Raw genomic sequence first — 26,588 nt, 5'->3', positions numbered from 1 at the left:
TCAAGAGGGTAAAGCGAGCCGGAAGCCGATGCAATTACACTTTATCGTGGGTTTTTATCGCGCCTGTGCAGCGCCGCCATTCTGCCGCTTGAAGGAAGCGAGGATCGAGTCCTGCGTCAGCCCGTCATTATGCACCATCACGGCGTCGAAGGCGATCGGAACGTTGACGACGACTGCTTCCTGGTAGTTCATGGCAAGCGACGTGCCCTTCGACCAGCCATTCGGGCGCTCATAGGGAATGGGACCGATTTCCGGCAGAACCACCATCTGCTCCATCGCCTGTCCGCCATTGGCGAAGGCGGGCGGCGGGGCCAGGAAATGACCGCCTGCCGGCGCCTGCATCGGCACGGGTGCCATCTGTGCAGCCGGAGCCGCAGTATACCTGGCGCTCTGCGTAGAGCCCTGATACTTGGCGCCGGGATACTTGGCATTCGGCGTCGAGCCCGCATAGGCTGTCGAGGAGAATGGTACCGGTACGTTGGCAGGCGAAGGACTGGAATAGTCGTCAAGGCTCTGCAGTTGGTCGCCGGTGATCTTCTTGCTGTTGGAGGCAACCATCACGCCGGTCGCGATCTGGCCCCCGCCCGGATAGGCGCCCGGAATACGGCTGCCCTTCGGAACATAGGATGCCATCAGATACGGCATGTCGTGGCCGTCAAGCGGCGCCTTCCCGACATATTGAACGCGAACATTGCCCGTGCCGCTGTGCTGCAGGTCGAGCATGGAGGCCGTCTTGTTGGAAAGGTCGATGATGCGGCCTTCATGGTACGGCCCACGGTCGTTGACCCGCACGATCACAKACGAACCGTTCTCCGTATTGGTTACGCGCGCATAGCTCGGCAGCGGAAAGGTCGGATGCGCAGCGGAAAGGTGCATCTGGTCGTAGACTTCGCCATTTGCCGTCAACCGGCCATGGAAGGCGGAACCGTACCAGGAAGCGATGCCTACCTTGTTATAGGAGTAATCTTCCCGAGGGTAATACATCTTGCCCTTCACCACATAGGGATCGCCGACGATGTAGCGGCCGCCGCCCTTCGGGATGTTGTTGCCGTTGGCAACGCGCGGGCTGGCTTTGACGCCGTATTCGCTCTCGGAGAAATATTCCTTGCCGTGGGATTTCTTCTTGGGAACGGCTTGTGTCGTGCCGCAGGCCGCCACTGTTACGCACATGGCCGACAATGCCAGCCATCGAGCTGTCGTTGCGAAAGACGCCGCCCCGTAATTCAGTTTCATATGCCCCACGCCACTCAAGACCGTTATGGTTAAGAAACTCACTCGTGAATGAGTTGGAGTTGCCTTATTACCTGCCTGCCTAACGAGACTTTAATCTTGTGAATATCGTGGCAAATTTGCGAACGATTTCCCGACGATAGCTCGAATTCTAATGACTATGGTTAATGTCTGGTTGATTTTAACCTGTCCGGGAATGGAATAGGGGCATTATCCCCGCATCGGACGGTTTCGCTTCGTGACAGGACTATTCGGTTGGAAGCCGTCGCGATGCCCCACAATGGGGCATTTCTTCCCGATGTTATAAACAGTTGAGTAGATTGGGTAACGCCTGGGGGAGCCGGACGATCGAAGCAGTTTATCTGCGCAATTGCCGCTCGATATGTGAGAGAGCAAGTTGACGCTGAAGTCCGAACCGCTATAAAGCCTGCCAAACCGCGATTTGGTTGTCGACGGAAGCAGTCTTCGTCAAAAACGAATTCTTCCGGCAAAGATCAGCCAGATCAACTGGATGGAAGAGTGTCCGAGTGGTTTAAGGAACCGGTCTTGAAAACCGGCGTGCGGGAAACCGTACCGTGGGTTCGAATCCCACCTCTTCCGCCATAAATATCTGAAAAAACGGTATTTTCGCCTTGTCGGGCTAGCATCGTTCCCTCTCTGGGGTGACGGCTCAGATCTCGCCCGCGGAATCGTATTTCCCCATCGTCATGATTTTGGGATAGGTTCGACAGATGATACTTGGCGCTGAATTGCGTTGTCAGGGGCTCCCAAAATTCGACCGGAGAGGCCCCTCCCCGCAGTTGGAGGATGGAGCTGCATGACGGAGGTACTGGACCTCGACTGCGTCGTCGTGGGTGGAGGGGTCGTGGGGTTGGCGGTAGCGCGCGAACTTGCCATGTCCGGCCGCGAGGTGGTGCTTCTCGAAGCGGAGCCAATGACCGGCAGCATTACGTCTGCCCGCAACAGCGAGGTCATCCACGCCGGGCTCTACTATGCAACTGGCAGTTTGAAGGCAGAGCTCTGCGTTGCGGGAAAACACAAGCTCTACGAATATTGCCGTGAGCGGAGCGTCCCTCACAAGGCTTGCGGCAAGCTCGTCGTTGCGTCGAGCGAGGAGGAACTCGGTTACCTCGAAAAGCTGTCCAGGCAGGCTGAAGCAAATGGAGTGGAGGACTGCTACCTGATCGACGCAGCGGAGCTTACCCGCAGACAACCCCGGATCAGGGGCTTCGCGGCGCTTGTCTCCCCGTCAACAGGCATCATCGACAGTCACAGTCTCATGCAGGCATATATCACGGATATCGAGGCAAACGGGGGAGCGATCGTCTGCAATTCTCCTGTCATCGAAGGCGAGTTGGCTGCGAACAAGATTCATCTATCAGTCGGCGGCCGCGATCCGGTCAAAATTGAAGCAGGCCTCGTGGTGAATGCTGCAGGCTTGAATGCCTGGGCGCTGTCCGAAAAACTGTTGGGCCTGGACGTCAGCACGATCCCGCCACGTCACTATGCCAAGGGATGCTACTTCGCACTGACCGGCCGCGCGCCGGCGACGCAGCTGATCTACCCGGTCCCCGAACCCGGTGGTCTCGGTGTGCACCTGACGCTCGACCTTGCAGGCCAGGCGCGCTTCGGTCCTGATGTCGAGTGGGTTGAGACGATCGACTATGATGTCGACCCGCGTCGCGCGGATAAATTTTATTCCGCAATCCGCCGCTATTGGCCCGATCTGGAGAATGGTGCCCTGCAGCCCGCCTATTCAGGCATACGTCCAAAAATCGCTGGTCCGGTTTCGGGCGGTGGTGGCGACTTCGTGCTTCAAGGGCCGGAGAAAACGGGACACCCCGCCTATATAGCGCTGTATGGGATCGAAAGCCCCGGCCTGACTGCCTCACTGGCTATCGGGCAGAGCGTGGCGCGGCTTGCCGGCAAGGCGTTCGTTGGAAATCCTCACTGACGTCAGCCATTCCGATACGTTTCTCTCAGCAAGCCGCGCGCTTCTTCCGGCCGGGCTCGCCATGGCGCTCCCAGGCAATCAATACCAGGCTCGAGGCGACGATGATGAGCGCGCCTACGAAGACGTTTACCGCCGGGATTTCCGCCCAGATGAGATAGCCGTAAACGAAGGCCCACAAGAGCCCGCTATATTCGACGGGCGCGAGCGCCGAGGCCGGCGCGTATCGGAACCCTTCATAGAGAAGGAATTGCCCGAGTGTGGCGACGAGGCCGAGACCCAGCATCAAAGCCCAGCCTGTGGCATMGGGCGTTTTCCAGATCCAGGGGAACGACAGGGCGCAGGCAATCGCGAACAGCAAGCTTGTCGCGAACATCTGAGTGAGTGTCGTCTCGCTGCGGCTGACGAGCCGGATGAGGATCGTGCTCCAGGCCCAGCAGAAACCCGCGGTGAGGCACATGGCGGCCGGCAGCAGGTTCGGCGAATGCGTGGGGTTTGCGGCGATGGTGACGCCGATGAAGCCGCCGACGCAGGCGATCCAGCGCCCCGGTCCGATTGTTTCCTTGAGAACCAGGATCGACAGGAACATGACGATGATCGGCGCCGAGAAATAGAGCGTCGTCAGCTCGGCAAGTCCCAGATACCGGGCGGCATTGTAAAACAGCAGCCAGGCGATCAGCATCAGCGCCGAGCGAAGCACGACCGTGCCTCTATAGGGGCTCTTGAAGATCGAAGGATGGCGGCGATAGCGCACGAGAACGCCGGTGATGATCACGATGACCATGCTGCGCATGAACAGGATTTCCGGAACCTCGTAGTCGGCCACGAGCCATTTGACCAAGGCATCCTGCAGGGCAAAGCAAGCGTAACCGGCGCAAGCAAGCGCGATGCCTGCCAGCGGCCGTACTTCTACTGTTTCGGACTTCATGCAAACCTCGCCGCACCCGACTTTGCGATAGGAGTCTCCGTCGCGAGGCTCGCCGCAGAATGTCTCTTATCCGCTGGYAGGCAGCAAAGCTACTGCCATCGATGCGAGGTCGTGACGCACCCCGATGAGGCATTTCGGCGTCCATTGCGGGGCATCTTACTGGAAGAGCTGGAGCACGTTTTGCGGTGCGCTGTTGGCGATCCAGAGAGATTGCAGGGCGAGTTGCTGCTGGCTCTGCAGGGCCGTCAGCCGTGAGGATTCTTCCTCCATATTGGCATCGATGAGCCGCCCGATGCCGCTTGCGACGGAATCCTGCAACGTATTGACGAAATTGTCCTGCATATTGAGCCGCTTGCTGACATCGCCCAGATAGCTTGCAGCCTGAATAACTTTCTGCTCCATCATGTTGATACCGCCGATATAGTTTTGCAGGTCATTGGCGGGATTCGTGATGTCGATATCGGTAATATCGAAATTGGGCGCATAGCCGATATTGTCGGTAACGCCGAAAAGCCGGATGGTTGATCGCGTCGCGCCCGCTTGCGGATGCATGGCCGAATCCGCCTGAAGCAATATATTCGAGCCTGCCGCAGTGGCCTGCATTCCGCTTCCGGCCAGCACGGCACCAAGGATGCGCGCATAATCGCCGGCAGTATTGATCTTTCCGTCATTCGTGCCGAGAACGCTGTCGACAAGGCTGCGGTTGATGGTCACGGTTTTCGTGGCGCCATTGTTGACATTCACGCTGAAAGAAAACGCGACATCACGCTGCACGGCGAATGGACCTGCAAATCCGAACTGATAGCTCGCGACGGTGCCGTCCTGCCGTTGTAATGCAGGTACATTGAGCGCAAAAGCATAACCGCCGGCAAGCGTCGAGGTCACGTTTGAAATGACCATGCTCGATGCACTGCTACCCGGAATTTCGCCGCTGGTAAAATAAAGCAGGCCTCCCGGGGATGTGACGCTGCCAGGTGACCAGCCCATGTTGGACATTGCCAGGCGTATAACGGTGGCAAAATCATTGGCGTTGGCGATATAACCATTGGTCGTTCCCAATGCAGCGTCGATCGTATTCCTGTCGATCGTCACCGTGCGCGTTTCCGCGCCGTCGACGGTGAGGTCGAAGGTCATCTTGTCCGTTGCGGTGAAGACGCCGGTGCTTGGATTGGGAAGAGTGGCGGGGCCGAAGAACCAGTAGACACTGTAACCCCTTTGCCCGACGCCGGTAAAATCKGCATTCCGCAATCCGCCGATCAGCCCAAGCGATTTTTCMTCCGCTTGCAGCAGCCCTCCGCCGCTCGAATTGAAAAGCGCCAACCGTGTGAGATCGACATCGGTCGTGTCGACGCTGACACTGCCGTCGCCTCCGCGAATGAAGGCCGAAACGATACTCTTGTTATATTGCGTCATAAGGTCGAGGCCGGGAATGTCGGTATTTAGCCAGTTCTCGCCGGAAAAGGAGGCAGAACTGGCGGTCGCCACCAGTCTGCCGTTCAGCGCATCGAGCTCATCCTGGATTTTTGCCTTGTCGACACTCTTCTCGGTCGCCGCTATCAGCTTGGCTTTCATGTCGCCGATGATATCGACGATCGAGGCAAGCGCGGAAGAACTGGTATCCGTCATCGCTTCGCCGAGGCCCAAGGCATCGGAAACCGCTGAAAGCGCCCTGTTGTCCGTGCGCATCGTCGTTGCAACGGACCAGTAGGCTGCATTGTCGGATGCCTTCTCGACCCGCAGGCCGGTCGAAACTCTATTCTGCGTCGCATAGAGATCTGCCGTCACAGACCGGAGGGTTTGTAACGCCGCCATGCTGGAATAATTTGTATTAATAGAAGACATACGCGGCCTGAAATACGAGAAACAGCAGGGTCGATGAATCGATCTTCTTGAGATTCTGTTAGCTATGAATTGACGTCAGGTTGGGTTAATCCTGCGTAAAAGGAAGCGTGAAATCTCGAATTGTTTTTACTCTTGCTGTACCTTTATTGGGTCTTTCTCGGGCCGGCTTACTTCAATTGAGATACAATCTTGCCGTGCTGCCTAAAGGACAGTATTCCGCGCGATTTTGGCCATCCGGCGCCAGTCTCGCGGGCTGTTCCTCATTCTCGATGAAAAGGGAGGGACGCATATCGATCTCCTCCAGGTGGCGTTGAACGACTGCTTACTCATGAAAATTGAGAAGCGCCTGTTCCAGATAATGTAATATCCTGATAATTTAATATTAGTCGTAGCGCATGTAATGTCGTGACGATTTTACTTAAATTTCATGCTTAACTACTTATTAATAAGCGGCTTGCGCAGTTGAGGCGATGAACTATGCTTGCTCCCGATAAAGGGGGATTTGATGTTCACCAAGAGTTTGCTGATGCCGGCCGGCTTTGCCGCACTGGCGTTTTCAGGCCTGATGTTTCAGATTGCGGTTCACGCGCTTTCTGCGCCGGTGACGTTGCTTCATCCCTGACAGTGCTAAGCCGCTGCCCCAGCGGAACTTTTTTCGATTGTGCGCGTTGTATCTCACGTTTTGCCAGGAGGGAGATTGCCATGGAAAACGAAAGTGTAGGTTGGATTGCAGCTATCATTATCGGCGGCTTCGCCGGATGGCTGGCGGAAAAGTTCATGAACAGCAATATGGGCGTGTTCATGAACATATTGCTTGGCATCATAGGCGCGATTGTCGCCAATTGGATTCTCGGTATCCTTCACATCCAGCCACTCAGCGGCTGGCTAGGCTACCTGGTCACTGGCTTTGTCGGCGCATGCATACTGATCGCGATCGGACGCCTCATCCGCCGCTGAGCTGACAGGAAAAAGATCGCCAGAAAGATTAAAGGCCGGACGTCATGCGTCCGGCTTTTTTTATTTAGCGACGGCTGAGGAGACCGAAGAGATAGGCAACACCGGCCGTAATGGCGATTGCTGTCAGTGGCTCTTCACGCACCTTGTCGCGGACGCGCTCGGTCATGACGGAGGCTTCGTCGGCCACTGCGGTCCTCGCGCCCTGCCCCAGCGCGATCACACTGTCCGAAAGGCGACTCAGATCCTCACGCAACGCAGCAACCTGCGCGGACAGATCTTCGGCGGCAACTTCGGCCTTGACGCGCGCAGCGGTGGATTCGACGGAAGCGGTTTTCAATTCGGCCATGGTCTGCTCCTGTTTAGTGGAATGCCGCTTCAACGAAATGAAGACTGGAAAGGTTCCGCAACCAGGCATCTTTTGTCGCTCAAGGCACCTCAAGAAGCGTGCATGCATTCGGATGCATAAGGGATGCTCTAACGCTTTTGAATCTGCGCATCAGGCTTTCCGAAAATCGATTCCGATTTTCGGGCGGGTGCCGTGGCGAGAGCGTGTGCACGCCCCGCAAGCTTTTCGTGTGACAAGCCTTCATTTCCTCGCAGCTTTGTTTTATGGAACGACGAATGTCTGCCCTTTTGGGCCAATGATAATGCGAGGTTTGCGTTTCCATGTTCCATATTCTGAGAAGAGCTGCTCAGACCTGGGTTGCCAAGCTGCTCCTGCTCCTGCTCGTCGCCTCCTTCGGCATCTGGGGCGTGTCGCGTGAGCTGATAAGCGGCGGCAACAGCACGACGGTGGTCACTGTCGGCGACCAGCATGTGGACGTCAATGAATTCCGTCTCGCCTATCAGCGTCAGGTCGCAGCGCTCGGTCAGCAATACGGTGTGCGCCTGACGCCGGAGCAGGCCCGTGCTTTCGGCGTCGAGCAGCAGGTGCTTGCCCAGCTTCTGGCCGGTGCCTCGCTGGACCAGCTTGCCGATGACATGGGCCTCGGCCTTTCCGAAGACCGGCTCGCCCAGTTGATCGGCGAGGATCCGGCCTTCAAGGCGGTCAACGGCCAGTTCGACCGCTCGCTCTTCACCTCTCGTCTGCGCAATGCCGGCATCCGGGAAGACGACTATATCAAGGATCGCAGCAAGCAGGCTGTGCGCAGCCAGATCATCGAAGCCGTCTCCAACGGCTTCCAGGCGCCTGCGACCCTCGTCAACGCGCTGAAACTCTATGGCAATGAGAGCCGCAGCGTCGATTACCTGCTGCTCACCAACGCCAATATCGAGCCGATCAAGGCGCCCGCCGATGATGTTCTGTCCAAGTGGTTCGAAGACGCCAAGCAGCGCTACCGTGCGCCGGAGTACCGCAAGATCGGCTATCTGAAGCTTCAGCCTGGCGATATCGCCGATCCCACGACGGTCACCGACGACCAGATCAAGGAAGCCTTCGACAAGGCCAAGGCGGCCTACACGACGCCGGAAAGCCGCACGCTGGAGCAGCTGACCTTCGCCAGCAAGGATCTCGCCAACGCGGCTGAAACCGCGCTGAAGAGCGGCACGAGCTTCGATCAGCTCGTCACCGATCAGGGCAAGACCGCAAGCGATGTGCTGCTCGGCGAATTCACCAAGGACAAGGTTCCGGACCAGGCCGTTGCCGAAGCTGCCTTTGGGGTGAAGACGGATGGTGGAACCACGGCTGTCGTCGACGGCAGCTTCGGTCCGGTGATCCTGCGCGTGACCAATATCAAGCCGGAGACCACCAAGAGCTTCGACGAGGTCAAGGAAGAGATCCGCAAGCAGCTTTCGGTCGCCAATGCCTCGCAGGAAGTCATCAACGTTCACGACCGCATCGAGGAAATGCGCGCCGGCGGCACGTCCCTCGAAGAGATCGCCAATCAGCTGAAGCTGAAGGCCGTCACCATCGACGCCATCGACATGACGGGTGCGGACAAGGACGGAAATCCGGTCAAGGATATTCCGGCCCAGCAGCAGTTGCTGCCGGAAGCCTTCAAGACCGATGTCGGCGCCGATGCCTCCGCCATTGCCGTCGGCAATGACGGTTATGTCTGGTTCGACGTGCGCGACGTCATGCCTGATCGCGATCGTCCGCTTGCTGAAGTGCGTGACAGGGCGGTTCAGGACTGGACCGCCGAGCAGCAGAAGGCCGAGCTCGCCAAAAAGGCCGATGAGCTGAAGGCCGAGGCGCAGAAGGGCACCTCGCTGGCCGACATCGCCACGCCGCTCGGCATCGCCGTCGAAAGCAAGAGCGGCTTTACCCGCTCGACCGACGATCCGGTTCTCGGCCGTGTCGGCATCAACGCCGCCTTCTCCGGTCCTGCGGATACCGTGGCAACGGCTGTCGGCGCCGATCCGAGCACGCAGATCCTGCTCAAGGTGACCGAGGTCAACGACGAGCCGACGACCGATGCGCTTGATAACCGCGATCAGCAGATCGCCGCCATCGCAAATGGCGCCGGTGACGACATTCTCGATCAGATGGTCAATCTGCTGCAGACCCAGTACGGTGCACAGGTCAACCAGAACCTCGCCGAACAGGCGACCGTCCGCTAAGGGGAAGCGCCGCATGTCCGATCTGAAGCCGCTTCTGGCCAAGGCAGCAAGCCGTGAGCCCCTGACCCGCGACGAGGCCCGCCAGGCCTTCGATATCCTGATGTCCGGCCAGGCAACGCCTTCGCAGATCGGCGGCTTCCTGATGGCGCTCCGTGTTCGCGGCGAGACGGTCGATGAGATCGTCGGCGCCGTTACCACGATGCGCTCCAAGATGCTGCGGGTGGAAGCGCCGGCCGACGCGATCGATATTGTCGGCACCGGCGGCGATGCCAGCGGCACCTATAACATCTCGACGTTGGCGGCGCTGATCGTTGCCGGCGCCGGCGTTCCGGTCGCCAAGCACGGCAATCGCGCGCTGAGCTCGAAATCAGGCGCTGCCGATAGCCTTGCTGCGCTCGGCGTTAATCTCGAGGTCACCCCCGAAATGATCTCGCGCTGCATTGCCGAGGCCGGTGTCGGCTTCATGTTCGCGCAACAGCATCACTCGGCCATGCGCCACGTTGGCGCTTCCYGCGTCGAACTCGGTACGCGCACCATCTTCAACCTGCTCGGCCCGCTTTCCAATCCGGCCGGCGTCAAGCGCCAGCTTCTCGGCGTCTTCGCGCCGCAATGGGTCGTGCCGCTTGCCGAAGTCATGCGCGATCTCGGCTCCGAAAGCGTCTGGGTCGTCCATGGCGATGGCCTCGATGAAATCACCACGACCGGCAAGACCAGCGTTGCCGCGCTCGAAAACGGTCAGATCCGAACCTTTGAGCTTTCGCCTGATGATTTCGGCATAGCGCCCTGCGTGCTCGCCGACATCAAGGGCGGGGACGGCGCCGTCAATGCTGCAGCCCTGCGTGATGTGCTTGCGGGCGCAAAGAACGCCTATCGCGATATCGCGCTCGCCAATGCCGCCGCCTCGCTCGTCATCGCAGGCAAGGTCGGGACGATCCGCGACGGTATGAAGCTCGCAACGGAATCGCTCGATAGCGGCGCCACGGCGTCTGCGCTCGACAAACTGATCGCCGTGTCCAACGATATCGACTAGGATTGCCGCATGACCGATATCCTGAAGAAGATCGAAGCCTACAAGCGTGAGGAAATCGCTGCCGCCAAGGCGAAGACCTCGCTTGCTGATCTGAAGGCCATGCAGGCCGGCCAGTCCGCGCCGCGCGGCTTCCACAAGGCGCTGGTCGCCAAGCGTGATGCGGGAGAGATCGGCCTGATTGCCGAGATCAAGAAGGCAAGCCCGTCCAAAGGCCTGATCCGTCCGGATTTTGATCCGCCTGCACTTGCCAAGGCGTACGAAGCCGGTGGCGCCGCCTGCCTTTCGGTATTGACGGATACGCCGAGCTTCCAGGGCGCGCCGGAATTCCTGACGGCAGCACGTGCCGCCTGCGCCCTGCCCGCGCTGCGCAAGGATTTCATGTTTGAGACCTATCAGGTCCATGAAGCCCGCGCCTGGGGTGGCGACTGCATCCTGCTCATCATGGCTTCGCTGACGGATGACGATGCCGAGCGTCTGCAGGACGAAGCCTTCTCGCTTGGCATGGATGTGCTGGTCGAAGTTCATGATATCGAGGAAATGGAGCGAGCGCTGAAGCTTTCCTCGCCGCTCGTCGGCATCAACAACCGCAACCTGCGCACCTTCGAAGTCAGCCTCACCGTCAGCGAGACGCTGGCAACAATGGTTCCTGATGACAGGCTCCTCGTCGGCGAGAGCGGCATCTTCACCAATGCAGATTGCAAGCGCCTTCAGGCCGTCGACATCAACACCTTCCTCGTCGGCGAAAGCCTGATGCGCAAAGACGACGTGACGGCCGCCACGCGCGCACTGCTGTTTGGTGAAGCCGCCATCGCGGCTGAATGATATGAGCGGCGGAAAGCCCAGCCTCACTCATATCGGCGCCTCCGGCGAGGCGCATATGGTCGATGTTTCCGACAAGGCCGAGACCGTGCGCATCGCCACCGCCGAGGGCCATGTGAAGATGGCGCCGGAAACGCTTGCTCTTATCCGCGAAGGCAATGCAAGGAAGGGCGATGTCATCGGCACCGCGCGCCTTGCCGGTATCATGGCCGCCAAGCGGACTGCCGATCTCATCCCGCTCTGCCATCCGCTGATGCTGACGAAGGTCACGGTCGAAATCGAGGAAGATGCTTCCCTGCCCGGCTTGCGCGTCACGGCGAGTGCCAAACTCACCGGCAAGACCGGTGTGGAGATGGAGGCGCTGACCGCCGTTTCGGTCGCCTGCCTGACGATCTACGACATGGCCAAGGCCGCCGACAAGGCCATGGAAATCGGTGGCGTCAGGCTGCTGGAAAAATCCGGCGGCAAATCCGGCGATTTCCGTCATCCGGAGGCGAGATGAACCTTCTACCGGTCGCTGAAGCCCTGAGCCGCCTGCTCTCCAGCGCAAATCCCGTCACTACGTCCGAAACGCTGCCGCTTGCCGAGGCCGAAGGCCGCGTCCTTGCCGTTGATCTGACGGCTGGCCTGACACAGCCGCCCTTCAATTCCTCCGCCATGGATGGTTATGCGCTGCGCCGTGAAGATGCGCCGGAGCCCGGTGCCGTTCTGACGGTCGTCGGCACGTCTGCGGCTGGCCACGGCTTCGAGGGAAGCGTCGGTCGGGGAGAGGCTATCAGGATCTTCACCGGTGCGCCGGTGCCGTCTTGGGCCGATAGCGTCCTGCTGCAGGAGGATGCGGAGAAGATCGAAAGCGGCATCAGAACCAAATTCCCGGTAAGGCAGGGTCAGCATGTGCGCCCGCGAGGCCAGGATTTTGCCGAGGGCGAAGTGGTGTTGGCCGCCGGCACTGTGCTCGATTTCTCTCGGTTGACGGCTGCTGCCGGCATGAACCGGCCATCAGTCGAGGTCCTGCGCCGTCCGCTGATCGCGATCCTTGCAACCGGCGACGAGCTTCTGCCCCCCGGAAGCACGCCCGGTCCTTCGCAGATCATCGCATCCAACACCTTTGGCGTAGCAGCCCTTGCCCGCAGGGCCGGCGCTGATGTGCTCGATCTTGGCATCGTGCCCGATGACAGGGCTGAGATCACTGCGGCGATCGACAAGGCGCGCAATGCCAAGGTCGATGTCATCGTCACGCTTGGGGGTGCCTCGGTCGGCGACCACGATCTGGTGCAGGCTACGCTGATTGAGGCCGGCATGCAGCTCGATTTCTGGCGCATCGCCATGCGCCCCGGGAAGCCGCTGATGGTCGGCAGTTTTGGCGAGACGCATGTGCTCGGCCTGCCAGGCAATCCGGTCTCTAGCCTCGTCTGTTCTCTGCTTTTCCTTGAGCCGCTGATCCGCAAGCTCGCCTCGCTGCCGTCGGTCCGGCGCGAGACAACGGTTGAAGCAGCCGTCACGCTGCGGGCCAATGATCACCGACAGGATTATATGCGCGCGAAGCTTTCGAAATCGGCCGACGGCAACTGGCTGGTCGAACCCTTCGACAAGCAGGATTCGTCTATGATGAAGACCTTTGCCCATTCGGACTGCCTGATCATCCGCCCGCCGCATGCGCCGGAACTGCCGGCCGGTGCCACCTGCCCGGTCATGCTTCTGCGGCCAGATCTTCTCGCCTGACATTTCCCGAAGCGACAGCAACCCAGAAGCAGAGCTGCGCCAGCACGCTGGCGCCGAGAATGACGGTCGCCGCTGCAAGCCCCGGATCGCCACCGATGCCGGAAAGAGCGCTGCAGACGGCCCCGACTGCCATCTGTGTCGAGCCGTAGAGACCGGAGGCAGAACCGGTGACCTTTGGGTTGACGCTGACTGCGAGCGTCAGCGCATTGGGCGAGGCCACGCCGGCGCCGATCGTATAGACCATGATGGAGGCCATCATGGGCAAGAGCGTCAGATGGTCGGTCACCGCAAAGCTGAAGAAGACGATCGCGGCTGCGATGCTGACGAGGTTGGACATCACCATCAGTCGCTTCATCGCAAACCGGCCGATCAGCCGCGTGGCGATCATGCTGCCGATCCAGTAGCCGAAGATCAGCAGCGCCAGGCAGATGCCGACTTCTGTTGCCGGACGGCCGAGTTCGTTGATGACGATGAAGGGCGCGGATGCGGTGAAAGCATACATGGAGGTCGTCGCACAGCCGCCGCCGATGGCATAACCGACAAAGGAGCGCGAGGAAAGCAGGCCGAGATAGTCGCGGCCAAGCGCCTTCATCGAAGTCTCGACATTGCGGGTGCCTGTTTCCGGCACCTTGCGCCAGGTCAGCAGCAGGTTGACGATGCCAAGCCCGCAGAGTGCCACGAAGATCGAGCGCCAGCCCAGCGTGGCTGCAAGCGCACCCCCGACAACAGGTGCGAGCCCCGGTCCTACCGTCACCATGAGGTTCATGATGGCGAGCCGCTTGGCTGTTTCATCGGGGCTGGACGTATCGCGGACGATGGCGCGGGCAATGACGAGGCCGGCACAACCGCCGAAAGCCTGAAAGAGCCTTGCTGCGATCAGTGCATGCACGCCGGGTGAGACCAGCGCTGCCACGCCGGCGATCGTATAGAGCACAAGCCCGCTCATCAGCACCGGCCGGCGGCCATAGCGGTCCGAAAGCGGCCCATAGATGAGCTGGCCGACGGCAAGACCGAAGATGTAGAGGCTGACGGTCAGTTGCATCTCGCCGATCGACGCGCCGAGATCGCTCGCCGCCGCCGGCAGGGCCGGCACGAAAATATGCATGGCAAGCGTACCGCTGAAGGTGATGAGCCCGAGCAGCCAGACTGGTATGTGAAGCTTTACACCAAGCGGTCTGGCTTCGGTCATCGGGCCGGGATGCGAATTCACTGTTCGGGCTCCTCGAGCTGTCGGGCAAGTACGTCGCTGATGTGGTCKAGCACACGCCATGTGGTTTCGATGTCCTCACGCGGGAGAAGACCAAGCGCCTCCTCACGAATGCCCTGCGCCACGCGTTCGACCTCCTCCACGGTCTTCCTGCCCTCCTCCGTCAGCAGGATTTCCTTGGCCCGCCTGTCCTCGCCTTCCCRCCGCTCGACCAGCCCGGCTTTCTCCAGATTGTCGATCAGGCGCACGACGGAGGAATTGTCGAGCGAGAGCGAGGCTGCAAGCTCCTTCTGGTGCATCGGCGCCGGCGAGCGGGCGATGCGCAGCAGCGGCAGCCATGTCGCTTCCGTCAGTCCAAAAGGCTGCAGGCGCAGGTTGGCGACCCGGCGCCAGTAGCGCGCGGTCTGGGAGACGAGGCTCCCGAATGAGGTTGTGATCTTGTCTTCGGTCATGAGAATATCGATGAGATAACAATAGATGACATATCATCTAATTTAACGCAAGGCGAAGTGACGCGCCACCCGCGCAATCCTCCTTCACTCACCTTAAGCGGAAAACCGCACTATTGGCGKCCGTACCCTGAGCAGGCCCGCCGAAATCCGGCACCGGATATTCCGCAATTTTCTCCAGGGACGTAGCGGGCAGAGGCGCCCTCCCCGGATCGCCGATGAGCACGTCGAGCCCGGCTGCACGGCAGCGTTCAAGGAAAGCCAGAACACGCTCCGCCAGCGCCTCGTCATAGAAGACATCGCCTGCCAGGATCATATCGGCTTCAGGCGGCTCGTCTTCGATAATGTCGCCGAGCCGCGTCTCGATCTTGACATCGTTGGCATGAGCATTCAGCCGCGCTGCAGCGATCGCCTTCGCATCGATATCGATAGCGAGCACTTGGGCTGCACCGCATTTCATCGCTGCGATGGCGACGAGGCCGGAGCCGGTGCCGAGATCGACGACACGTTTGCCGGCCACCTCTTCGGGATGGTCGAAAAGATAGTGGGCAAGCACCGCCCCGCCCGCCCAGGGATAAGCCCAATAGGGCGGCATCAAATCGGAATCGTCAGCCATTGCAAGGCGATAGAGGCCGCTCCTCGGTGTCGCCACATGCAGCCTTACCTTGGGTATGGAAGGTACGCTGGCAAGCGGCAAGTTTGCCTCGATGAAGGCCGCCAGGTCGAGACGATCATCTGCGGAAGCCGGTYTCATCTGATATCGGTTGCCCCTCGTTACGACAGGCCATCTGGCCGTGCTGGACGGCATAATACCTCGCTGGACCTTTGTATAGTTATCCAAGCCCGAGTCTCGGCGTAACGTTTCCGCAGCGATCCAAAGGGTATCGCCCCAAATTTCCTACAAGCCGGAGGACTCCATTATGCAACCGATGACCAGACGTTCATTCTCGGCCGCGCTCGCTGCAGGGGCCGCACTCAGCATGTTTCCGGCCGCCGGCCGGGCCGCCGATATCGCCAAGGCAAAGAATGTCGTTCTCGTTCACGGCGCCTATGCCGATGCTTCCTGCTGGCTGGATGTCATCCCCCATCTCCAGGCTGCCGGCCTGAATGTGATGGCCGTGCAGAACCCTCTCACCTCCTTCGCCGATGATGTCGAGGCGACCAAGCGCATCCTGGCGCTCATGGATGGCCCGACAGTGCTCGTCGGCCATTCCTATTCCGGCATGCTCGTTACCGAAGCCGGTGTCGACCCGAAGGTGACCGCGCTCGTCTATATCGCCGCCCGCGCGCCGGATGCTGGTGAGGATTATACCGCGCTTGCCAAGCAATATCCGACGCCACCGGCCAGCGCCGGCCTTGTTCAGGCCGGCGGTTACGCCCAGTTGAGCGAAGAAGCCTTCGTCCGGGATTTTGCCGGCGACCTGCCGGTTGCCCGCGCCAAGGCGCTTTACGCCGTGCAGGGCCGCATTTCCGACACGCTGTTCACTGCCAGGACGACGGTCGCCGCCTGGCGTTCCAAACCGTCATGGTACGCGGTTTCGAAGAATGACCGGACCATTAATCCGGATCTCGAACGCTTCATGGCAAAGCGCATGAACGCGACAACGATCGAACTCGACGCCAGCCATGTCTCGCTGATCTCTCAGCCGCAGGCTGTCGCCAATCTCATCCTCGCAGCAGCCGGCCTCAGCAACAAGGGCTGAAGCCGCTGTAGGATGCCAGCCGCGTCACCTTACCGGCGCGGCCGGCGACCGCCTCAGCGGTCTTTCTTCTTGCTGAACTTGCCCTTGCCGCCCTCGAACTTGGCGCCTTCGAATTTCGGCTTCGGGTCTTTCTTCGTCCAGGGCTTGTCGTCCTGACGTCCAGCGCCAGCGGGCCTGTCCTTCCCGAACTTGCCCTTTGGCTTGTCGCTGCGGAAACGATCCTCGCCGCGGTCTTCGAACGGCTTCTTGGCGTAGGCGGGMTTGGCCGGCTTGCTGAAGTCGGGCGTGCCGTTCAGCCTGGCCACGCGGATGCCGCGTTCCATCGTCTTGTTCGGGCCAAGTGCACCGAGGAAGCTGTCGGCGCTGTCGGCGGCGATTTCCACGAATGTCTCGTCCGGCTGCATCTTGATCGCGCCGATCTCGCGCTTGGTCACGTTGCCGGCGCGGCAGAGCATCGGGATCAGCCAGCGCGGTTCGGCATTCTGCTTGCGGCCGACGGAGACCGAGAACCAGACGCTCGGGCCGAAATCATCGCGCGGTCCCTTTTGCGCCGGTGCGAATTCGCGTGGCTCGCCTTCGCGGCGCTTGCGGGCGCGATCGTCCTGCACCGAAACTTCGATCAGGTCTTCCGGCGCCGACTGGTTGGAGCGGTAAAGACGCACGAAGGCGGCGGCAAGCGTCTCGGCGCCGTGGCTGGCGATGAGCTTCTGCACCAGCCCCAGCTCTTCCTCCAGCGGCTTGTCGGCGAAGATCGGGTCGGCCAGCAGCCGCTCGTCATCACGCTCCGTCACTTCCTCCACCGAGGGCGGCCGCGCCCAGGTGGCGGCGATGCCGGCATTTTCAAGAAGTCGCTCGGCCTTGCGGCGTGCATTGAGCGGCACGATGATCGCGCTGACACCCTTGCGCCCGGCGCGGCCCGTACGGCCGCTGCGATGCAGAAGCGTGTCTGGATTGGTCGGCAGATCGGCATGCACGACGAGATCGAGACCTGGCAGGTCGATGCCGCGTGCGGCAACGTCGGTTGCAATGCAAACCCGCGCACGCCCGTCGCGCATCGCCTGCAGCGCATGGCTGCGCTCGTTCTGCGTCAGTTCGCCCGAGAGCGCCACGACGTGGAAATTGCGGTTGTGGAACCGCGCGGTCAGGTGATTGACGGCTGCGCGCGTCGAACAGAAGACGATCGCATTGCGCGCTTCGTAATAGCGCAGAACGTTGATGATCGCGTTTTCGCGGTCGCTCGGCGACACGGCGAGCGCGCGATATTCGATATCGATATGCTGCTTTTCTTCCGCCTGCGTGCTGATGCGCACTGCGTCGCGCTGATAGCTTTTCGCCAGCTTGGCGATGGCTGCGGGAACCGTGGCGGAAAACATCAGCGTCCGGCGTTCGGCCGGTGCGGCGTCAAGGATGAATTCCAGATCTTCGCGGAAGCCGAGATCGAGCATCTCGTCCGCTTCGTCCAGCACCGCTGCCTTGAGCTCKCTCATGTCAAGCGCGTTGCGACGGATGTGGTCGCAGAGGCGTCCTGGCGTGCCGACGACAATATGGGCGCCACGCTCCAGCGCACGGCGCTCGCTGCGAATGTCCATGCCGCCAACGCAGCTGACGATGACAGCACCGGTTATTTCATAAAGCCATTCCAGCTCGCGCTTCACCTGCAGCGCCAGTTCGCGCGTCGGCGCGATCACGAGGGCAACGGGAGCAGCGGCAGGGCCGAACCGTTCGGCGCTTTCGAGAAGCGTCGGCGCGAGTGCAAGCCCGAATGCGACGGTCTTGCCTGAGCCGGTCTGCGCGGAGACGAGTGCATCCGATGCAGCGAGCGCCGGATCGAGCATCGCCTTCTGGACAGGGGTGAGCTCGGTATAGCCGCGCTTCTGCAACGCCTTGGCGATCGCCGGAGAGACGCCGTTATAGTCAGTCATGTGTTCGATCTTTCGGAGCTGTCAGACGCATAACGCGCCGTAGCCGGAATCGTCCGGCCGAAGAGTTGGGCCGTTCCTACTCGCTCCGGGTGCGAATGTCAAAGTGTCTCGCCACGCCATGTGTAGATGGCGATGCTGCCCGAGCGGCCACGAAGCTTCGTCTCGAACGGTCCAGTCAGCCGTCCTGCCTGCGACGGAACAGCCTCCGGACCGGCCGCGTCGAGCAGGTCGGCGCTCAGCGCAAGTTCAGCGCCGCGGCTCGCCGCCACCTCCATGAGCCGCTGTGCGACATTGACGGTATCACCCGTCGCAGTGATCTGCTGCCGGTCGCCGCTGCCGAGCCGTGAGGCGACGATCGTGCCGCAATGAGCGCCGAGCTTGAAACCGATCTTCCTGCGACGAAGCTCCAGATGGCCTGCARGGAAGCTGCGCGTGCGGTCGGCAAGCCGCACGGCGCAGGCTGCTGCCCGGGCTGCATCGTCCGCCGTCGGTTCCGGCAGCCCGAAGAGGATCATGGCGCCGTCGCCCATGAAGCTGGTGATCGCCCCGCCAAGCAGCCGCACTTCCTCGTCGATGAGTTCGAAGAAACTGCTGAGGATCTCCCGCACCGCCGCCGGCCCGACCGCTTCGCTGAGGCCGGTGAAGCCCGAGAGGTCGATGAAGACGACGGAAGCATTCTGCCGAACCGGCTCGGCCAGGAAGGCCGGGTCGCGCGCCAGCCACTCGCCCAGGCCCGGCGCCTCGATGCGCTGCAGCCGCTCGGACTGATCGGCGAAGTGCCGCGCACGGCTGCGGTCGCGCCAGAGTTCAGTGGCGCCGAAAATAACTGCGGGTGGGAGGGCGGCCGCAATCGGCAATGCAGCACTCAGCCAGTAGCCGTTTGCGAAAGCGGCAAGGTTGAGCATCGCCCAGACAATGACCGTCAGGCCGATGATGACGAAGCCGAGGGCACCGCGGCGCCATGCGATCAGTGCGACCAGGAGAACAGGCAAGGCCGTCGCAATGCCGGCATCCGCCTGTCGTGTCCTGCTGTCGCGCACCATGCCGTCGCCTGCGATCAGATGGGTAATTGCCGTCGACATGACTTCGACACCTGGCAGGATGGGATCGAACGGGGTGGGAAAGACATCGCCGCCGCCGGTCACGGTCGCACCGATCACCACCACCTTGCCGGTGATGGCATCCGCCGGCAGCTTGCCATCGAGCGCATCGGCAGCGCTGAAAGTGCGGATGCTGCCTGCAGGTCCGTAGAACGTCAGCGGCAGGCGCTGGCCCGTATCCGTTGGAATGCGGCGGGCGCCAAGCCGGATGCCGTCCGCCTCGATCAATGGTTCGGCGCCGAGCGCAATCGATGCGACCCTTAGTGGAAAGGCTGCATCCAGACGGTCGGCAGCGCGAGAAAACAGCGGAATGAATCTCGGCACACCGCTCTGGTCCGTCGCCACATTGACGATGCCTAGCGCCGCAGCCTCTGCGAAGCGAGGCTGCGGCAGCAGGAGCTGCTGCGCCTCGGGAACCGCCGCAAGCGGATCCTCCGCGTTTACCGTCACCGATTGGAGACTTTGCGGGAAGGTCGCAGCACCGGCGATGATGCTGGGCGCCGCTTTGATAGCTGTTGCGAGCGCCGCATCCCCCTCCTCCGTGTCGGGATCGACGAGCAATATATCGAGAGCCAAAGCCTTTGGTTTCAACGCTCCGATCGACGTGACGAGTTGCGCAAGCGTCTCCCGCTTGAGCGGATAGCCATGTGTTGCGGCGGTACTGTCATCKATCGCGATAATGGAAACGATATCGGGCGGCGCGCGGACGCCGACGATCGTGCTGCGCAGATCGGCCAGCGTGGCCTCCATGCGCTCCATGAGGCCGGAGTCCGACTGCAGATGGAAATAGCCGAGTACCGCGCCCCACAGACCGGCGAGCAGCAGCGCGATAACGGTCTGACGCCGATGGTTCATGAGACCACTTATTGACCGAGGCGTGCAAGAAGGGCCGCGACGCGCGGCGCCGGCCACGTGCGGACGGTGAGCGCAGCGGTTCCGCGTGTTACATCCACACCCTCGCCAGGTCCGAGCACGACGGCTGCGCCTGTCGGACGGCGTACGCCGACGCGACCACGGGTTACCAGTACGGAGGTCGTGCCGCCTTTGACATCGACGGCCCATTGCGTGCCTCGAACGGCGGCGATCGCCTGCGGCGTCACCACCTGGAAGCCGCCGCGGTGCTGGCTGCTATCGACGTCGACAAGGGCAGCCTTGCTGCGCAATGCAAGCGAATCCGGGCTGCCGTCGCGATTGCGGTCGGTGAGCGTGAAGGATGCGCCACGCTCAGCTGTGATGTTGACGCCACCGGGGCAACGGAAAATCTGGTTGCCGTTCGCCGCACGCGAAATCGCGCAGCCGGCAGACTGGGCATAAGCTGGGCCATCAGGCAGCAGGCTGATGATCAGCACCGCGGAAAACAGGCTGCGGGAGATTGCTGACATGGCTTTCATGATCCGCCCCTCGTGACCCGCCGGTACATCCTCGAATGGCGCCGGCCGGCTCATACTAGCTGAATTCGCCGGTTTCCCTATGCAAAAACGTGAGACTGCGCAAGCCATTCGGAGCGCGCGTCGCCCAACTCAGGTCTCGGCTGGCGAAGGCCCGACATAGCGGGCACGCGGGCGGATCAGATGGCCGCTTTCGATCTGCTCCATCGCATGCGCCAGCCAGCCGGCCGTGCGCGCCAGCGCAAAGATGATGATCGGTGCCTCCTCGGGCAGATCGAAGGCTGCTGTCATGGCGGCAAGCGCGAAATCGACGTTCACCTTCTCGCCCACTATTTCCTCGCCGGCTTGCCGAACATCGCGAAAAACCGGCGGCGCTTCGAAGGATGACAGCAGCACGCTCGCTCGCACATCGCCGTCGGGGTAAAGTGGATGTCCGAAGGCCACTAACCTGTTTCCCCGCAACAACAGGCCGCGGATCGCCTGTTCTGCCCCGAAGGTGGATGCAGCCTCGGCGAGGGCATCGACGCTCCGCCATGCCGAACCGTGCAGCGGTCCTGTCAGCGTCGCGAGGCCCGAAAGCACGGCAGCAGAAAGTGCTGCCCCCGTCGAAACAGTGACGCGGACCGCGAAGGTGGAGGCGTTGAGCTCATGATCAGCCAGCACGACAAGCGCCCGCMGCAGGCATTCGGCCGCTTCCGGCCTGCCCCAGCATGCGGAGAGACGGTCATGTAGGGGATGGTCCGCCGGTCCCGGCGCCAGCGCATCGGCAACGGTGGACAGCACGCTACATGCTTCCATCTGCAAGGCCGGGCGTGCGCGCCCGAGGGACGGCAGATCGGCGCTCACTCGTCCAGCCAGCGCCAGAAGTGCCGCCCGGATGGAGGGAGATGCCGGCTCCAAGGCCGATGCCGGTACGCAAGCGAAACTCTCCGCATTCCAGAGAAGCAGCGCCGTATCCTCCAGCGTCGCATGAGCTGAAAGCTCCGCCGCATCCTGCCCCCGATAAAGCAATCGTCCGGCGGCGATGGTCGAGATCGAGGATGTCAGCACCGGATCGCCCCAGCGGATCGCTTCGGCGGCAACCGTCTCGCTTTTGCGCCGGCCCGTATGCCGCTCGGCAAGCCGCTTGACGTCGCTTTCCTGATAGAGGCTGCGGCGTGGATCAGACGGATCTGCCTTGGAGTGGATCCGTCCGCGGCTGACATTGGCATAGAGCGTTTGCGGCTTGGTGCCGAGTTCGGCCAGTGCTTCCTCAGCCGTCAACCAGGTCATGTCAGCCTCATATTGATTAATTACATCAAGATTGACGTCAACCAAATTAGGGCGGATCTTTCATCCGGTAAAGGAGAAAGACCCATGAAAAACGGTTTGGAAGATGTCATTGCCGCTGAAACCCAGCTCTCGGATGTCGACGGTGAAGCCGGACGACTGATTATCCGCGGCGTGTCGCTGGATCATCTGGCGGGACGCAGCACCTATGAGGACGTTGCGGCCCTGCTGCTGGACGGCCTGATCGAACCGCATCTCGATGCTGGCGAATTACGCCGCCGGCTCGGTAAGGCACGAACGGAGGTATTCGCCGAAGTCAAGGCCGCCGATTCCCGCCTGCTGGCGCTGCCGCCGGTTGATGCCATGCGCGCGCTCGTCGCTCGTCTGCCCGATGGCGAGGAAATCGATACCGCGCTTCGCCTTCTTGCCGCACCCGCTGTCTTCCTGCCGGCGGTCCTGCGACTGCAACGCGGCGAAAAGCCGGTGAAGCCGAATGCAGGCCTCTCGCAGTCCGCCGATATCCTGCGAATGCTCACAGGTGCCGCGCCGAGTGCCGAGCAGACCGCCGCCCTCGACACCTATCTCGTGACGATTTCGGATCACGGCCTGAATGCCTCGACCTTCGCGTCGCGCATCATCGCCTCCACCCGCGCCGGCCTCACCTCGTCGGTGCTGGCGGCCATCAGTGCGCTTAAGGGACCTCTGCATGGCGGCGCGCCGGGACCGGTGCTTGATATGCTGGACGGTATCGGCAGCGAGGCCAATGCCGGCTCCTGGCTGCGTTMAGCGCTCGATCGCGGTGAGCGGCTGATGGGTTTCGGCCACCGCGTCTATCGGGTACGCGACCCGCGGGCCGATGCCCTGAAAAATGCGCTGAAGCCGATCGTTGCCGCAGGCCAGGTCAATGCAGGGCGTATCGCTCTTGCCGAAGCCGTGGAGCAAGCAGCACTTGCGGTTCTCAGGGAGCGCAAGCCGGACCGGCCGCTGGATGTAAATGTGGAATTCTATACCGCTCTGCTGTTGGAAAGCCTTGGCTTTCCACGCGACGCCTTTACCGGCGTTTTCGCGATCGGTCGCACCGTCGGCTGGATCGCCCATGCCCGTGAGCAGGCGCTGGAAGGCCGCCTCATCCGTCCGCGTTCGGTCTATGTCGGACCATTGCCGGAAGCCGCATGACCTGAAGAAAAAAGCCGCTCCCTTTTTAAGGGAKCGGCTGAACTTTAAACCAGCCGGCTCTGCTCGGTTGCCGCTTCGATGAAGCTGGCAAAGAGCGGATGCGGGTCAAGCGGCCGGGACTTCAGTTCCGGATGGTACTGAACGCCGATGAACCACGGATGGTCAGGATATTCGATCGTCTCAGGCAGCACACCGTCCGGCGACATGCCGGAGAAGACGAGGCCGCAATCTTCCAGCCGGTCCTTGTAGTCGATATTGACTTCGTAGCGGTGGCGGTGACGCTCGGAAATATCGGTCGAGCCGTAGATATCCGAAATCTTCGTGCCCTTCTTCAGCGCTGCCTTGTAAGCGCCGAGACGCATCGTGCCGCCGAGATTGCCGGAAGCGGCACGCTTCTCCAAAGCATTGCCCTTGACCCACTCGGTCATCAGACCGACGACCGGTTCCGGCGTCGGGCCGAATTCGGTCGACGAGGCGTTTGGAACATCGGCGAGATTGCGGGCAGCCTCGATGACGGCCATCTGCATGCCGAAGCAGATGCCGAAATACGGCACCTTGCGCTCGCGGGCAAAACGCGCCGCATGGATCTTGCCTTCCGAACCGCGTTCGCCGAAGCCGCCGGGCACCAGGATGCCGTGGACCTTCTCGAGGTAGGGTGCCGGATCTTCCTTTTCGAAGACTTCCGACTCGATCCACTCGAGCTTGACCTTGACGCGATTGGCGATACCGCCGTGATGCAGCGCTTCGATCAGCGACTTGTAGGCATCCTTGAGGCCGGTATATTTGCCGACGATCGCAATCGTCACCTCGCCTTCCGGCGTGCGGATGCGGTTGCAGACCTCTTCCCACTGGTCGAGACGCGGCTTGGGAGCCGGCTCGATGCCGAAGGCGGCCAGAACTTCGTCGTCGAGGCCTTCCTTGTGATAAGCCATCGGCACGTCGTAGATATTGGCAACGTCGAGCGCCTGGATGACGGCGGACGGACGCACGTTACAGAACAGCGAAAGCTTGCGGCGTTCGGCTTCCGGGATTTCCCGATCGGCGCGCACCAGCAGGATATCGGGATGAATGCCGAGCGCCTGCAGTTCCTTCACGGAATGCTGCGTCGGCTTGGTCTTCAATTCGCCGGCTGCCGGAATATAGGGCATCAGCGTCAGGTGGACGTAAACAGCCGTGCCGCGCGGCAAGTCGTTGCCGAGCTGGCGGATCGCCTCCATGAAGGGCATGGCCTCGATATCGCCGACCGTTCCGCCGATCTCGCAGATGACGAAGTCGTAATCGTCATTGCCCTCGATAACGAAATCCTTGATCTCGTTGGTGACATGCGGAATGACCTGAACGGTCGCGCCGAGATAATCGCCGCGGCGTTCCTTGTCGATGATGTTCTTGTAGATGCGGCCGGTGGTGATGTTGTCGGTCTTGGTCGCCGAGCGTCCGGTAAAACGCTCGTAGTGGCCGAGATCGAGATCGGTTTCGGCACCGTCATCGGTGACGAAGACTTCGCCGTGCTGGGTCGGGCTCATAGTGCCCGGATCCACGTTCAGATAGGGGTCAAGTTTGCGAAGCCGCACCCGATAACCACGGGCCTGCAACAACGCTCCGAGAGCCGCGGCCGCAATTCCTTTTCCKAGGGAAGAAACCACGCCGCCAGTGATGAATACGTATCGCGCCATGGGAGTCACCGGATACCTTTTCAAAAACGATTCCACCAGCCCAAAAATTCTTTTCCAGAACTTTTGGTGCATGGCGCAGGAATCAGAACAAAAGAAAACCGGCAGACCCGAGGGCCTGCCGGCGGTTTATTTTCTGGACCGGCTTATTGTCCCGTGGGGACGCCGGAAGGCTGTGCCGGCACGGTGGCGGCCGGTGCCTCAGGCTGAGCCGGAGCCGTCGTCGGAGCTGCCGGAGCAGTCGCCGCAGGGGCGCTTGCAGCCGGAGCCGGAGTTGCTGGTGTCTGCGTTGCCGGAGCAGTCGTCGCCGGCGCCGCTGCACCGCTATTCGGAATGCCGCTGTTATCCGCAGGCTGGGCCGGAGCCGGTGCGTTGGCACCGCCGAGCGAATCGAGAATGCCGTTGCCCTGTCCGCTCGTTGCCGGAATGCGGTTGAGAATATCGGTCGGGCGACCTTCGTAACGGGTCAGGATACCGAGACCAAGCGAGGTCAGGAAAAATAGCGTCGCCAAAATCGCTGTCGTACGCGTCAGCGCATTGGCCGTGCCGCGGGCCGACATGAAGCCCGATCCGCCGCCGATTCCGAGGCCACCGCCTTCGGAGCGCTGGATAAGCACGACGCCGACGAGCGCGAGCACGATCATGAGATGGATGACAATCAATACGGTCTGCATGGGTCCAGTCCTGCCCGTCTGAGGACGGACATAAAGTAAAATCTGGCGGCTCTTTACATGAGGTCTTCAGCTATTCCAAGCCCTTCGGCCAGGAATATGCAATCGCTTCAGGCAAGCAGCGTTTCATATGCGCCGTAGATGGCGAGGAAATCAGTGGCTTTCAAGCTCGCCCCGCCAATGAGAGCGCCGTCAACATTGTCGACGGCCAAGAGCTCGAGGGCATTTCCGGGCTTGACCGAACCGCCATAGAGAATGCGCATGCCCCTGCCCTCTTTGCCGAAGCGCAGGACGAGCTCGTCGCGGATGAAGGCGTGGACGATCTCCACATCCTGTGCGGTCGGCGTCAGGCCGGTGCCGATCGCCCAGACAGGTTCGTAGGCGATAACGGTATTCTCCGCCGTTGCCTCCTCGGGCAACGAACCCGAAAGCTGGCGCTTGAGGATGTCGAGTGTCTGGTAAGCGTCGCGCTCGTCTCCGGTTTCGCCAACGCAGACGATCGCGGTCAGATCGGCCTGATAGGCGGCCTGTGCCTTGGCACGCACCAGATGATCGGTCTCGGCATGATTGGTGCGGCGCTCCGAATGGCCGACGATCACATAGGTGCCGAAGCAGTCGGCGATCATGTCAGCCGAAATATCGCCCGTATGCGCGCCGCATTCGGCCTGGTGGCAGTCCTGGCCGCCGATCGCAAGCGGGCTGTCGGTGGCGAGCGCCGTCGCCACGTAGAGCAGCGTCGCCGGCGGGCAGATCAAGGCTTCGACTTTTTCGGACAAGGGGGTGCTGACGCCTTGGGCTATCGCCTTGATCTGGTCCAATGAGGCGCGCGTGCCATTCATCTTCCAGTTCCCCGCCACCAGCGGGCGTACGTCAGGTGTCATGCTGCTCTCCCAAAATCTGCATATCCGGGCGGCCTTAGCAAAAGCCTGCAATAAAGGAAAGCGCCCCGCTTAACCTTGGGGGAATATGATCGTTTGAAAGCTCTGCGCGGCGTT

General features: G+C 61.3%; 23 protein-coding genes and 1 tRNA gene. 10 read left to right on the top strand and 14 right to left on the bottom strand.

All coding sequences use genetic code 11. From position 1 onward, the window contains the following. Positions 1-54 precede the first annotated feature (54 nt). Positions 55-1,233: a septal ring lytic transglycosylase RlpA family protein gene (locus AC1DNW_RS14865; RefSeq protein ID WP_477853305.1), complete on the bottom strand. Its 1,179-nt coding sequence runs from the start codon at positions 1,231-1,233 to the stop codon at positions 55-57. Between the two features lie 510 nt (positions 1,234-1,743). On the opposite strand from AC1DNW_RS14865, the gene AC1DNW_RS14860 reads away from it, so the two are divergent. Next, a tRNA-Ser gene (locus AC1DNW_RS14860) sits at positions 1,744-1,833 on the top strand. Positions 1,834-2,047: 214 nt separating this feature from the next. Then, on the top strand, positions 2,048-3,184 hold the full coding sequence (locus tag AC1DNW_RS14855) for an NAD(P)/FAD-dependent oxidoreductase (protein WP_113309085.1): 1,137 nt from the start codon (positions 2,048-2,050) through the stop codon (positions 3,182-3,184). Between the two features lie 25 nt (positions 3,185-3,209). Here AC1DNW_RS14855 and AC1DNW_RS14850 read toward each other — a convergent pair whose 3' ends face one another. Both AC1DNW_RS14850 and AC1DNW_RS14845 read right to left on the bottom strand, forming a co-directional pair. Beyond that, a complete protein-coding gene (locus tag AC1DNW_RS14850; RefSeq protein ID WP_477853304.1) occupies positions 3,210-4,109 on the bottom strand; it encodes a DMT family transporter in 900 nt (299 codons plus the stop codon). Positions 4,110-4,265: 156 nt separating this feature from the next. Then, entirely contained in the window at positions 4,266-5,951 is a 1,686-nt protein-coding gene (locus AC1DNW_RS14845) for a flagellin N-terminal helical domain-containing protein (protein WP_477853302.1), read from the bottom strand. Between the two features lie 702 nt (positions 5,952-6,653). Here AC1DNW_RS14845 and AC1DNW_RS14840 point away from each other — a divergent pair. Beyond that, positions 6,654-6,908 (top strand): GlsB/YeaQ/YmgE family stress response membrane protein, encoded by a 255-nt coding sequence (locus tag AC1DNW_RS14840; RefSeq protein ID WP_113309087.1) that lies wholly within the window; start codon positions 6,654-6,656, stop codon positions 6,906-6,908. Positions 6,909-6,972: 64 nt separating this feature from the next. Here AC1DNW_RS14840 and AC1DNW_RS14835 read toward each other — a convergent pair whose 3' ends face one another. Then, positions 6,973-7,254: a hypothetical protein gene (locus tag AC1DNW_RS14835; RefSeq protein ID WP_113309088.1), complete on the bottom strand. Its 282-nt coding sequence runs from the start codon at positions 7,252-7,254 to the stop codon at positions 6,973-6,975. Positions 7,255-7,574: 320 nt separating this feature from the next. On the opposite strand from AC1DNW_RS14835, the gene AC1DNW_RS14830 reads away from it, so the two are divergent. From AC1DNW_RS14830 to AC1DNW_RS14810, 5 genes are read left to right on the top strand one after another with little or no spacing between them, the layout of a single operon-like run. After that, positions 7,575-9,467 (top strand): SurA N-terminal domain-containing protein, encoded by a 1,893-nt coding sequence (locus AC1DNW_RS14830; protein ID WP_113309089.1) that lies wholly within the window; start codon positions 7,575-7,577, stop codon positions 9,465-9,467. Positions 9,468-9,480: 13 nt separating this feature from the next. After that, positions 9,481-10,497, top strand: coding sequence for an anthranilate phosphoribosyltransferase (trpD, locus tag AC1DNW_RS14825; protein WP_477853300.1), 1,017 nt, complete (start codon positions 9,481-9,483; stop codon positions 10,495-10,497). Positions 10,498-10,506: 9 nt separating this feature from the next. Continuing rightward, a complete protein-coding gene (trpC, locus tag AC1DNW_RS14820) occupies positions 10,507-11,319 on the top strand; it encodes an indole-3-glycerol phosphate synthase TrpC (RefSeq protein WP_113309091.1) in 813 nt (270 codons plus the stop codon). Position 11,320: 1 nt separating this feature from the next. Beyond that, a complete protein-coding gene (moaC, locus tag AC1DNW_RS14815; RefSeq protein WP_113309092.1) occupies positions 11,321-11,818 on the top strand; it encodes a cyclic pyranopterin monophosphate synthase MoaC in 498 nt (165 codons plus the stop codon). Next, complete coding sequence (locus tag AC1DNW_RS14810; protein ID WP_113309093.1) at positions 11,815-13,038, top strand: molybdopterin molybdotransferase MoeA; 1,224 nt, start codon at positions 11,815-11,817, stop codon at positions 13,036-13,038. Before moaC ends, AC1DNW_RS14810 begins: the two co-directional genes overlap by 4 nt. Here AC1DNW_RS14810 and AC1DNW_RS14805 read toward each other — a convergent pair. The 3 genes from AC1DNW_RS14805 to AC1DNW_RS14795 all read right to left on the bottom strand — a co-directional run bounded on the left by AC1DNW_RS14805 (position 13,007) and on the right by AC1DNW_RS14795 (position 15,448). Continuing rightward, on the bottom strand, positions 13,007-14,248 hold the full coding sequence (locus AC1DNW_RS14805; protein WP_477853297.1) for a multidrug effflux MFS transporter: 1,242 nt from the start codon (positions 14,246-14,248) through the stop codon (positions 13,007-13,009). The genes AC1DNW_RS14810 and AC1DNW_RS14805 overlap by 32 nt on opposite strands. Beyond that, complete coding sequence (locus tag AC1DNW_RS14800) at positions 14,245-14,697, bottom strand: MarR family winged helix-turn-helix transcriptional regulator (RefSeq protein WP_477853295.1); 453 nt, start codon at positions 14,695-14,697, stop codon at positions 14,245-14,247. Before AC1DNW_RS14800 ends, AC1DNW_RS14805 begins: the two co-directional genes overlap by 4 nt. A gap of 88 nt (positions 14,698-14,785) precedes the next feature. After that, a complete protein-coding gene (locus AC1DNW_RS14795) occupies positions 14,786-15,448 on the bottom strand; it encodes a class I SAM-dependent methyltransferase (protein ID WP_477853293.1) in 663 nt (220 codons plus the stop codon). A 166-nt stretch (positions 15,449-15,614) separates the two neighbouring features. Between AC1DNW_RS14795 and AC1DNW_RS14790 the strand changes: the two genes are divergently transcribed. Then, entirely contained in the window at positions 15,615-16,397 is a 783-nt protein-coding gene (locus tag AC1DNW_RS14790) for an alpha/beta hydrolase (RefSeq protein WP_113309096.1), read from the top strand. 53 nt (positions 16,398-16,450) lie between these two features. Here AC1DNW_RS14790 and AC1DNW_RS14785 read toward each other — a convergent pair whose 3' ends face one another. From AC1DNW_RS14785 to AC1DNW_RS14770, 4 genes are all read right to left on the bottom strand, one after another. Then, positions 16,451-18,319 (bottom strand): DEAD/DEAH box helicase, encoded by a 1,869-nt coding sequence (locus tag AC1DNW_RS14785; protein WP_477853291.1) that lies wholly within the window; start codon positions 18,317-18,319, stop codon positions 16,451-16,453. 98 nt (positions 18,320-18,417) lie between these two features. Next, positions 18,418-20,274, bottom strand: coding sequence for a CHASE2 domain-containing protein (locus AC1DNW_RS14780; RefSeq protein ID WP_477853289.1), 1,857 nt, complete (start codon positions 20,272-20,274; stop codon positions 18,418-18,420). A gap of 8 nt (positions 20,275-20,282) precedes the next feature. Continuing rightward, the gene (locus AC1DNW_RS14775; RefSeq protein ID WP_113295730.1) at positions 20,283-20,801 is read right to left on the bottom strand and encodes a FecR domain-containing protein; all 519 of its coding nucleotides are present in this window, start codon (positions 20,799-20,801) and stop codon (positions 20,283-20,285) included. 138 nt (positions 20,802-20,939) lie between these two features. Next, on the bottom strand, positions 20,940-22,079 hold the full coding sequence (locus AC1DNW_RS14770) for a citrate synthase (RefSeq protein WP_477853287.1): 1,140 nt from the start codon (positions 22,077-22,079) through the stop codon (positions 20,940-20,942). Between the two features lie 84 nt (positions 22,080-22,163). Between AC1DNW_RS14770 and AC1DNW_RS14765 the strand changes: the two genes are divergently transcribed. Then, positions 22,164-23,252, top strand: a complete 1,089-nt coding sequence (locus tag AC1DNW_RS14765; RefSeq protein WP_477853285.1) for a citrate synthase/methylcitrate synthase — start codon at positions 22,164-22,166, stop codon at positions 23,250-23,252. A 44-nt stretch (positions 23,253-23,296) separates the two neighbouring features. Here AC1DNW_RS14765 and AC1DNW_RS14760 read toward each other — a convergent pair whose 3' ends face one another. The 3 genes from AC1DNW_RS14760 to tpiA form a co-directional block, all read right to left on the bottom strand. After that, on the bottom strand, positions 23,297-24,925 hold the full coding sequence (locus tag AC1DNW_RS14760; protein WP_477853283.1) for a CTP synthase: 1,629 nt from the start codon (positions 24,923-24,925) through the stop codon (positions 23,297-23,299). 143 nt (positions 24,926-25,068) lie between these two features. After that, on the bottom strand, positions 25,069-25,596 hold the full coding sequence (secG, locus tag AC1DNW_RS14755; protein WP_477853282.1) for a preprotein translocase subunit SecG: 528 nt from the start codon (positions 25,594-25,596) through the stop codon (positions 25,069-25,071). 107 nt (positions 25,597-25,703) lie between these two features. After that, positions 25,704-26,474 carry a triose-phosphate isomerase gene (tpiA, locus tag AC1DNW_RS14750; RefSeq protein WP_113309102.1) on the bottom strand — a complete coding sequence of 257 codons (771 nt, stop codon included), beginning with the start codon at positions 26,472-26,474 and terminating at the stop codon, positions 25,704-25,706. Positions 26,475-26,588 lie beyond the last annotated feature (114 nt).

It is taken from the genome of Rhizobium sp. 05L429 (genome assembly GCF_056397645.1).
This window is presented reverse-complemented; position numbering and strand designations above follow the sequence as displayed.